The 9,770-nt window shown below is 41.2% G+C and carries 4 protein-coding genes; 3 read left to right on the forward strand and 1 reads right to left on the reverse strand.

Translation table 11 applies throughout. The features are described from left to right. Nucleotides 1–1,116 precede the first annotated feature (1,116 nt). From glgX to treY, 3 genes are all read left to right on the forward strand, one after another. Nucleotides 1,117–3,243 (forward strand): glycogen debranching protein GlgX, encoded by a 2,127-nt coding sequence (gene glgX, locus DP117_RS31995; RefSeq protein ID WP_169222203.1) that lies wholly within the window; start codon nt 1,117–1,119, stop codon nt 3,241–3,243. Nucleotides 3,244–3,328: 85 nt separating this feature from the next. Further along, the gene (gene treZ, locus DP117_RS32000; protein WP_169222204.1) at nt 3,329–5,176 is read left to right on the forward strand and encodes a malto-oligosyltrehalose trehalohydrolase; all 1,848 of its coding nucleotides are present in this window, start codon (nt 3,329–3,331) and stop codon (nt 5,174–5,176) included. Between the two features lie 339 nt (nt 5,177–5,515). Next, complete coding sequence (gene treY, locus DP117_RS32005) at nt 5,516–8,311, forward strand: malto-oligosyltrehalose synthase (protein ID WP_169222205.1); 2,796 nt, start codon at nt 5,516–5,518, stop codon at nt 8,309–8,311. A 322-nt stretch (nt 8,312–8,633) separates the two neighbouring features. On the opposite strand, the gene DP117_RS32010 is transcribed toward treY, so the two are convergent. Further along, on the reverse strand, nt 8,634–9,569 hold the full coding sequence (locus DP117_RS32010; RefSeq protein WP_211176468.1) for a M48 family peptidase: 936 nt from the start codon (nt 9,567–9,569) through the stop codon (nt 8,634–8,636). Nucleotides 9,570–9,770 lie beyond the last annotated feature (201 nt).

Genomic DNA, 9,770 nt, shown 5'->3' on the forward strand with positions numbered 1-9,770 from the left:
CTGAGCCAGGATCAAACTCTCCGTTTTGTTTTTGTAGAGTTTGTCAGGGCTGAAAAAAACTTTTGTTTTTCCGAAACCCTTTTAAGTTATATTTGAAATCGAAGGGTTTAACCCTTTGATTGAAATTATCTTGACGAGGAATTTCAGTGCTTACGCTTTCAAACTATTAATTTGTCTTGGTTCGGTGTGTGTTTTTGTTTTTCACACTTTATTGAATATAACCCCTGATTTTTCGTGTGTCAAGGGTTTGTTCAAACTTTTTTCTGGACGGATGATTTCTCGGCGAATCATTTACTCTCTATCTAGCCGTATTCAGCTTCAGTTAAGGGTTTTAGCTTTGTAGGCAACCAGCATTTTTCAGCTTTGAGAAGGAAGAGCAAAGACTTTCTGACCAAGAAAGAGCGAAGGTGTCAGGATCCAAAACCTCTGAATGCAGGAGGTGTCAGTACTGGATGAGTCGAGGTTTAAAGCTCCCCTTTTCACTATGGAGAATAAAGAGAAGCGATCGCGTTGGCGAGTGCTTCCGCATCGCGTAAGTTTTACAAGACAGGCTGCGCCAAAGCGTGACGGGCAAACAAGTGCTCAGCGGCTTGGTTCTGGAGCATCGCATGATTAGACAAGATTGCAAAAATGCCTGAATTGTCATGTTGAGCGGAGCGAAACATCTCTAAGATTCCTCGCTACACGGAGCCTGCCCTCGAGCGATAGCGTTGCGGTTTCGCGACTAATGACATTCACGATTTCTTTGAATGAGTGCAATCTTGTCTATTGCAAAAGCCGAAGGAATAGTGTTATGTCTTTGTGAATTTTATGTATCCACCAACTTCGTTCTGATGAGCGAACTGTTCTAGCTCCAAAGCAGAGTTATGGTTGCGTTGCACTGAAATATAACTGTTGCAAAAGTCTGAAGCGACATAGCAGAAGTAGGTAAAAGTAAGGAGTATGAAGAAAGTTCTTCCAAAAGACGTATGTCTATCTGCTCAAGAGATCTACCTATCTCATCTTCTAACATCCTCCTAGAGGTAGGCTCGAAACCAATTCTTTGTAGCAATAATTAACATTGCTGTGCCGCAAAGTTTTTGAAAAAATAATAAAGTTTTATTAGCGATTTCTTTTATGTACCTAGCACTGTGGCCGGGAAATGTTTATCCCTTAGGGGCAAACTGGGATGGCAAAGGGACTAACTTCGCTTTGTTCTCAGAAAACGCAACAGGTGTTGAGCTTTGTTTATTTGATCGAGATGACCAAGAGACACGCCTAACCCTGACTGAAGTTAGTAATTTCGTTTGGCACGGTTATGTGCCAGGAGTCGGACCAGGACAACGATATGGGTATAGAGTACATGGTCCCTACGCACCTAACGAAGGACATCGCTTTAACCCGAATAAACTGCTAATTGATCCTTATGCAAAGGCAATTGATGGTGAAATTGGTAATGGTCCGGAACTGTTTAGTTACTCTTGGGATTCTCCAGAAGAAGATTTATCTTTCTCGGAACTAGATAGCGCCCATCTTATGCCAAAGTCTGTTGTTGTTGACCAAGGCTTTGACTGGGAAGGTGACCAGCTCTTGCGAACCCCCTGGCATGAAACTATCATCTATGAAACCCATGTCAAAGGTTTTACTAAACTCCATCCAGATATCCCTGAAGAATTGCGCGGTACTTACGCCGGGTTAGGGCATTCAGCAGCAATTGAGCATCTGCAAAGACTTGGGATCACTGCTGTAGAACTTATGCCTGTGCATCACTTTCTTTCTCAACCAGGACATTTGGTTGGCAAGAAATTAGTGAATTATTGGGGTTACGACTCCGTTAACTATTTTGCTCCTTACTCTGGTTACAGTTCTAGCGGTACGTTGGGAGAACAGGTCACCGAGTTCAAGGAGATGGTGAAAGCGCTACATCGTGCCGGAATTGAGGTTATTTTAGATGTTGTCTACAACCACACGGGGGAAGGTAATCATTTAGGTCCTACAATTTCATTGCTGGGTATCGACAATACCGTTTACTACCGCTTAGTTGATGATAGTCCTCGCTATTACATGGATTATACAGGCTGTGGTAATTCTCTCTACGTACGTCAGCCGCAAGTTCTCAAATTAATCATGGATAGTTTGCGGTATTGGGTCATAGAAATGCACGTAGATGGCTTCCGCTTTGACTTAGCCTCAGCTTTGGCGCGAGAACTTTATGAAGTCAACAGTCTAGCTGCTTTCTTTGATATCATTCACCAAGATCCTGTACTGGCAGATGTGAAGCTGATTGCTGAACCTTGGGATTTGGGAGAAGGCGGCTATCAAGTCGGGCAATTTCCAGTTTTGTGGTCTGAGTGGAATGGTAAGTATCGCGATACAGTGCGAGATTTCTGGCGCGGTATTGATGAAAGTTTAGGGCAATTTGCTTACCGTATTACAGGTAGCCCAGATCTGTATGCATTAAATGGGCGACGACCTAATGCAAGTGTTAACTTCGTTACAGCACATGATGGTTTCACTTTGAATGACCTTGTTAGCTATAACGAGAAACATAATGAAGCTAACGGAGAAGATAACCGAGACGGAGAAAGTCACAACCGTTCTTGGAACTGTGGGGCTGAAGGTGAAACTGATGATCCAGAAGTTTTGCAACTACGGGAACGACAACGGCGGAACTTTTTAACGACCTTGATGCTGTCCCAAGGTATCCCAATGTTACTGGGAGGAGATGAAATTGGGCGGACTCAAAAAGGCAACAATAATGCTTACTGTCAAGACAATGAAATTTCCTGGTTTGATTGGGACTTGCAACAGGCAAATGAGGATTTGGTAAATTTTAGCCGTGAACTTATCTACTTCCGCCGTCAGCACCCAGTATTTCGGCGACGCAAGTGGTTTCAAGGTAGACCTATTCATGGCAAAGGCATTAGTGATATTGCATGGTTCAACCCCGATGGTACTGAAATGACTCAGGAACAGTGGGACATTGGTTATGCTAAGTCAATTGCCATGTACTTAGATGGAAACCAACTTCCTAGTGTTGGTCCCAAAGGGGAACGCATTAGTGATGACAGTTTTCTCCTGTTCTTCAATGCTCACTACGAAACGCTTGAGTTTTCTTTGCCAGAAGGAATGCAACACAGGGAATGGGCTGTTGTGATTGACACTAAGGAAGCTCGTTTTGTTGCAGATGATAGACGTTATACGGAAACTCAAGCAGTGCCAGTTGTAGACCGCTCTATGGTAGTACTACAGCGGGTTGGATAAATCAATTCAAAATTCGCTCATTCAAAATTCAAAATTTTGAATTGATTTATTTCTCTCATCTCTCCTCACTCAACACTTAAAATGTATGAAAATTGGCGCTCATTATTTAGGTAACGGTCATTGTGAATTTAGTGTTTGGGCACCGAATGCAGAAGCAGTGGCGATCAAAATCGTCTCGCCTCAAGAGCGCATATTCCCCATGCAGCGACACGAGGCAGAAGGATACTGGCACATCAAAGCTGATGACATTCAACCAGGAACGCTCTATTATTACCAATTAAATAACGGCGAAAGCAGACCGGATCCTGCCTCATATCTTCAACCTTTGGGTGTACATGGTCCTTCGCAGGTGATTGATCCCAGCTTTACTTGGAATGACAGCAATTGGTCTGGCGTTTCTTTGGAAAGCATGATTATTTACGAGTTACATGTTGGGACTTTTACAAAAGAAGGTACCTTTGAAGCAATCATTCCTCGACTCAAAGATTTACGAGAGTTAGGGGTGAATGCTATTGAAATTATGCCTATTGCTCAGTTTCCAGGGGATGAAACGACAGATGGCTGCGCGTATCGTAACTGGGGTTACGATGGAGTTTATCCGTTTGCAGTGCAAAACTCTTATGGTAGTCCTGAAGAGTTGAAGCGACTGGTTGATGCTTGTCACCAAGAGGGAATGGCGGTAGTTCTTGATGTGGTTTATAACCACTTTGGTCCAGAAGGTAATTACATGAGCCATTTTGGTCCCTACTTTACAGAAACTTACCGCACTCCTTGGGGCAGTGCAATAAACTTTGATAATGCTTACAGCCATGATGTGCGTCATTATTTTATTGAAAATGCTTTGTACTGGCTGCGGGACTATCATATAGATGGGCTACGCTTAGATGCTATTCACGCCATCTACGATTTTGGTGCAAAACATTTTTTGGAAGAGTTGGCAGAAAATGTGATATCCCTTCGCGAACAACAGGGACGAAAAATTTATCTGATTGCAGAAAGCGATTTAAATGATCCCCGCGTGGTTCGTCCTCCTGAGTTAGGAGGGTATGGAATTGATGCTCAGTGGAGTGATGATTTCCATCATGCACTACATTCCTTACTGACAGGAGACAACATTGGGTATTACGAAGATTTTGGCAAGTGCGAACACCTGGCAAAAGCTTATCAGCAAACCTTTGTGTATGACTGGAAGTATTCAGCTCATCGCCGACGCTTTCATGGTAGTTCTACAGGCGATCGCCCCTTGACTCAATTTGTTGCCTGCATCCAAAATCACGACCAAATCGGCAATCAATTGCTAGGTGAACGGTTAAGCCAATTGGTATCATTTGAAGCCTTAAAGCTAGCCGCTGGTGCAGTTATCCTCTCTCCTTATATTCCCCTTTTATTTATGGGTGAAGAGTATGGTGAAGAAGCACCTTTTACATACTTTGTCAGTCACTCCGACCCAGATTTAATTAAAGCAGTCAGACAAGGACGCAAACAAGAGTTTGCCGCTTTTCACTATGCAGGAGAACCGCCCGATCCAGAATCTTCGCAAACGTTTCTCAAGTGTAAGTTGAATTGGGAAAAACGCAAAGAAGGAAAACACCAAATTCTTTGGTCATTTTATCAAAATCTTATTCAACTGCGTCACATAATTCCATCTTTGGTGAAGCGAGAAAGACAAAATTTAGAAGCAGGTTTTCTCGAAGATGAAAAAATTGTCTGGTGGCGCAGGTGGAGTGAAGATAACCAAATACTTTGCTTCATGAACTTCAACAAAAGCAAGGTTACTTTCACTCCTACAATATCAGGGAATAATTGGAAAAATATTTTAGATTCTGCTGATCAAAAGTGGCAAGGTTCTGGCTCAGAATTACCAGAACAAATAAGCGATCGCCAACAATTGACTATGCAATCTCAAAGTTTCGCGCTTTACGAAGTCTCGTAATTCTCATCCAAAAATAAGGAATTTTCCCTGGCGATGCTGCTACGGTGCATACACAAGTCATCGAATAACTCAAAATTCCTTCGAAACCTCACCCTGCCCTGTCGGGCATGCCTCTCGTTATTGCCTGGAAACCTCACCCTGCCCTGTCGGGCATCCCTCTCCTTAGTAAGGAGAGGGAAAGATTTTAGCGCAGCTAAAAGCGAGGGTGAGGTTTTGAGCGCTTCGGTGTGTACACGGTAGGGCTATGCTGGGGAAAGCAAAAAGCGCTTACTCTACTTATATCAATTCTGACAACAAGTTATTCAGTGAGTATAAAATCATAACTGAGGAGTAAATCCCATGCGAATTCCAAAAGCAACTTATCGAATTCAATTTAATTCTGAATTTGGGTTTGATGCGGCTAAAGCTATTACAAATTATCTCGCAGAACTAGGAATTTCTGACCTCTATGCTTCTCCGATTTTCAAAGCAAGAGCAGGAAGTGGTCACGGGTATGATGTTGTTGATCCTACTCTGTTAAATCCAGAATTAGGAACTCAAGAAGCTTTTGACAGTTTAGTTCAAGAATTACAACAACATCAGATGGGTTGGGTACAGGATATTGTTCCTAACCACATGGCTTATGATAGCCAAAATAAATACTTAATGGATGTATTGGAATACGGTCCAGACTCTGCCTACGTCGATTACTTTGATATTTCTTGGAATTCTCCTTTTGCAGGTAAACAAGAACCAATCTTGGCTCCATTACTAGGTAACTTTTATGGAGATTCTTTGGAAAATGGAGAAATTCAACTTAACTATGATGAGAGAGGTCTGAATGTTAACTATTATAGTTTAAAACTTCCTCTGAAATTAGAATCTTACGCTAGATTTTTGACTCAAAATTTAGGTAAGTTAGCGAAAACTTTAGGAAGAAGGCATCCAACATTTGTGAGGTTGCTTGGTGTCCTTTATATAGTCAAAAATATTCCTTCAGAAACAACAGCACAGCAAAGACAAGACCAAGCAGCATTTGTGAAAGGGCTTCTCTGGGAACTTTATACAGATAATTCAGAAGTTAAAACTTTCATTGATGAGAATTTGCAACTTTTTAACGGTGAACCAGGAAAGCCAGAAAGTTTTAATCTTTTAGACAATCTTCTTTCTGAACAATTCTTCCGCCTTTGTTACTGGAAAGTAGGGGCTGAAGAGATGAATTACAGAAGGTTTTTCACTGTGAATGAGTTGATATCAGTCAAAGTAGAAGATTTAAAAGTTTTTAGAAACACTCATGATTTGATTTGCAAGCTAGTCAGCGAAGGTAAATTTACAGGCTTGCGAATTGACCACATTGATGGTTTGTACGACCCAAAACAGTATATAGATAGACTAAGAGAAAAAACAGGAGATACATACATCACTGTTGAAAAGATTTTACAGCAAGGGGAAGACTTGCCGAGTGATTGGTCAGTTCAAGGCACATCTGGATATGATTACTTAAATTATATCAATGGGCTTTTTTGTAAAACTGATAACGAAGAGCAATTTACTCAAATCTACTCAAACTTCACAGGAATCACAGCATCGTTTGAGCAAGTTGTTCCAGAGAAAAAGCACCTGATTATAGATAGAAATTTAGCAGGTGATATTGATAATCTAGCTTTTCTCTTAAAAACAATCTCTGGTAAGTACCGGTATGGAAATGATTTTACGATCAACGGTTTGAAGCGAGCACTTGCAGAAATTCTTAGTCGTTTTCCTGTTTACCGAACTTACGTCACTGAAGCGGGTATATCAGAAATTGATCGGGCTTTTGTTCAGGAAGTGACTGAAGCAGCCAAGTCTTACACACCACTGTTGTACCATGAATTAAACTTTATTGAAAAATTGCTGTTGCTAGAATATGATGATTTTCTGAGTGAAGCAGAGAAAAGTCAATGGCTTTATTTTGTGATGAGAGTGCAACAGTACACAGGACCATTGATGGCGAAAGGAGTTGAAGATACTGCTTTATATGTATATAATCGCTTTGTTTCTTTGAATGAAGTTGGTGGTGAACCTGGTCATTTTGGTATTAGCCCTTCTGAATTTCATGAGTTTAATCAACAACGGCAAAGCAAATGGGTTCATGCTATGAGTACAACTTCTACTCATGATACTAAACGAGGTGAAGATACCAGAGCAAGGCTGAATGTTCTTTCAGAAATTCCTGAAGAATGGCAAAAACAAGTTCGTAGTTGGAGTGACATTAATCGTTCTTACAGAAAAACTGTTAAGCGGTTCACAATGCCAGTTAGAAATGATGAATATCTTTTCTATCAAACACTTGTGGGAGCATTTCCATTTGATGAGGAAGATATTCCCAGCTTTGTTGAACGCGTAAAAGATTATGTGGTCAAAGCTATTAGAGAAGCGAAAGTTCACACTGCATGGCTGCGAGAAAATAGCACTTATGAAAATGCCTTCACTGATTTTGTGACAGCAGTTTTAGAACCTTCTCAAGAGAATCCATTTTTAAAAGAGTTTTTGCCTTTCCAAAAATGGGTAGCTGAATATGGTATCTTTAACTCTCTTTCTCAAACGCTTTTGAAAATTACCTCACCTGGAGTTCCAGACTTTTATCAGGGAAGTGAACTTTGGGATTTGAGTTTAGTTGATCCTGATAATCGTCGTCCGGTTGATTTTGAAACTCGGCAGTCTTATCTTAAAGCAATTAAGGAGCAGGCAAACACAGATATTCTGAAGCTCATCGATGAGTTACTTGCTCAGAAGAAAGATGCTAGAGTGAAACTGTTCCTGATTGTTCAAGCTTTGAAGGCAAGAACAGAACATTTACAAGTTTTTCAGCAAGGTAATTATTTACCTTTAGAAGTGACTGGCAAGTTTAAAGAACATATCATTGCTTTTGCAAGGAATGATGGAAATAAGACGATTGTGACTATTGCTCCTCGCTTTTTCACAAGTCTGATTCAACCAGGAGAATATCCACTAGGACAAGAGGTTTGGAATGATACGAGTTTGAAGCTACCTACAGAAGTCTCTTCAACGTGGAAAGATGCTATTACTGAGCAAGCAGTTCAAAGTAATGGTACTTTGCTGATTGGCGAAGTGTTAAAATACTTTCCTGGGGCTTTGTTGGTAAGTCAAAATTAATTGCGTTGCATTCATACGTATCACCTCACCCCGCCCTTACGGGCACCCCTCTCCTTATTAAGGAGAGGGGGAGCATCCCAATGCATGCCAATTTACTAAGATGATGAGTTGTCATTGCGTTAGCGCAGCGTGCCCAGAGGGCAGCAGAACGTAGTGGAGCGAAGCAATCGCAAAGTCTAGATGTTGCGATTGTTTCGCTCCATTTTATTACGTATGCCCTCCCTTGCCCGCTACGCTAACGCAATGACAAAATATGTTTTTACACATTTGGGATGCTCCCAGGAGAGGGGAGGAACGAGGGAGATAAGTATCACTTGCAGAATCATCTATCAAAAAATGCTAATTTTGTCAGCCATTCCTCGGCTTCTTTGTACAATCTAAATTTACGTTCATCACGGCGAAATTCTGATGTGTGAACCATTCTTCTACCATTCACCCATGTAGCGCCGTGGTACTTGTGCAAAAGTTCGTGATATAAAACAAACTCAATGACAAACTGAGGAATACTTGCATCGTCAAGAGTCAAAGCCATCATCACTCTGTCTCTGGCTGCTTCATAATGACCAAGTTTACGATAAGTGTTTATTCCACTCCAAGCCAGACGTGGTTTGACTAAAGAACATGCAAAATATTCATGATTGATTTTTTCAAATAACTCATCTAAATCGTACCACTTTCCTTTGGCATTCTCTACAACAACTTCTGTGATGACATCAAGTTCCATCAACACATCGCTGTATTCTTCGCTTTCTGCATAACTTCTAATAAGTTGCGTTGTGTATTGACATTTGCCAAATATACCGATTTTTACAAGCGCTTCTAAGGTTTCATCGTTGGCGTTGATGAAGCCTTCATTCAGTGTGAGAGTAATATCTAAGGGAGAATGTTTATATTTACATAATCCGGCTAAATAAATGAATTCAACTATAATATTGACCGATGAATGACCATGTGCTTGACAGATTTGTTGAGCAATTTGTTTAACTTTCTGAGTTGTTTTGATGTGAAGTTGGAGGTTATTTTCTTGATTTAAAAACTTCATCCATGCATAGATGTGACGTGAACACCTTGTGAGATTGGCTGGTGTTGCTTGCGATGCAGCACAAATTTGTTCAATGGCTGTGACATTTTGAGTGATGATTTGAGTCAGTTGCTTTATTTCTGTTGCGCTTGGTGTTACAGTTGAGGCTAGGTGGGAAATTCTCTGCAGTATTGCGCGTTGTTGCGTTTTGATGTTTTTGAGTGAAATGGTCTGCATTTGAATTTATCGCCTCGTTGACTGTGATTTGCTACCACTGTTCTTAAGATACAAGGTTAGTAGGGCGATCGCTCGCTGGCTTTTATTAATAAACCTTTCAACAAGCTGTTTGCATTTGGCTGCGCTACATCCTCGCTTTACCCCACCCCGCCAAAGCTACGCTACGGCTCCCCTCCCCTTAGCAAGGGGAGGGGTTAGGGG

Origin of the sequence: Brasilonema sp. UFV-L1 (assembly GCF_012912105.1) — a bacterium.
Classification (GTDB): Bacteria; Cyanobacteriota; Cyanobacteriia; order Cyanobacteriales; family Nostocaceae; genus Brasilonema.

Coding starts and splice junctions, on each gene's coding strand:
- glgX (WP_169222203.1), top strand. CDS start 1,117: ATGTACCTAGCACTGTGGCCGGGAAATGTTTATCCCTTAGGGGCAAAC.
- treY (WP_169222205.1), top strand. CDS start 5,516: ATGCGAATTCCAAAAGCAACTTATCGAATTCAATTTAATTCTGAATTT.
- treZ (WP_169222204.1), top strand. CDS start 3,329: ATGAAAATTGGCGCTCATTATTTAGGTAACGGTCATTGTGAATTTAGT.
- DP117_RS32010 (WP_211176468.1), bottom strand. CDS start 9,569: ATGCAGACCATTTCACTCAAAAACATCAAAACGCAACAACGCGCAATA.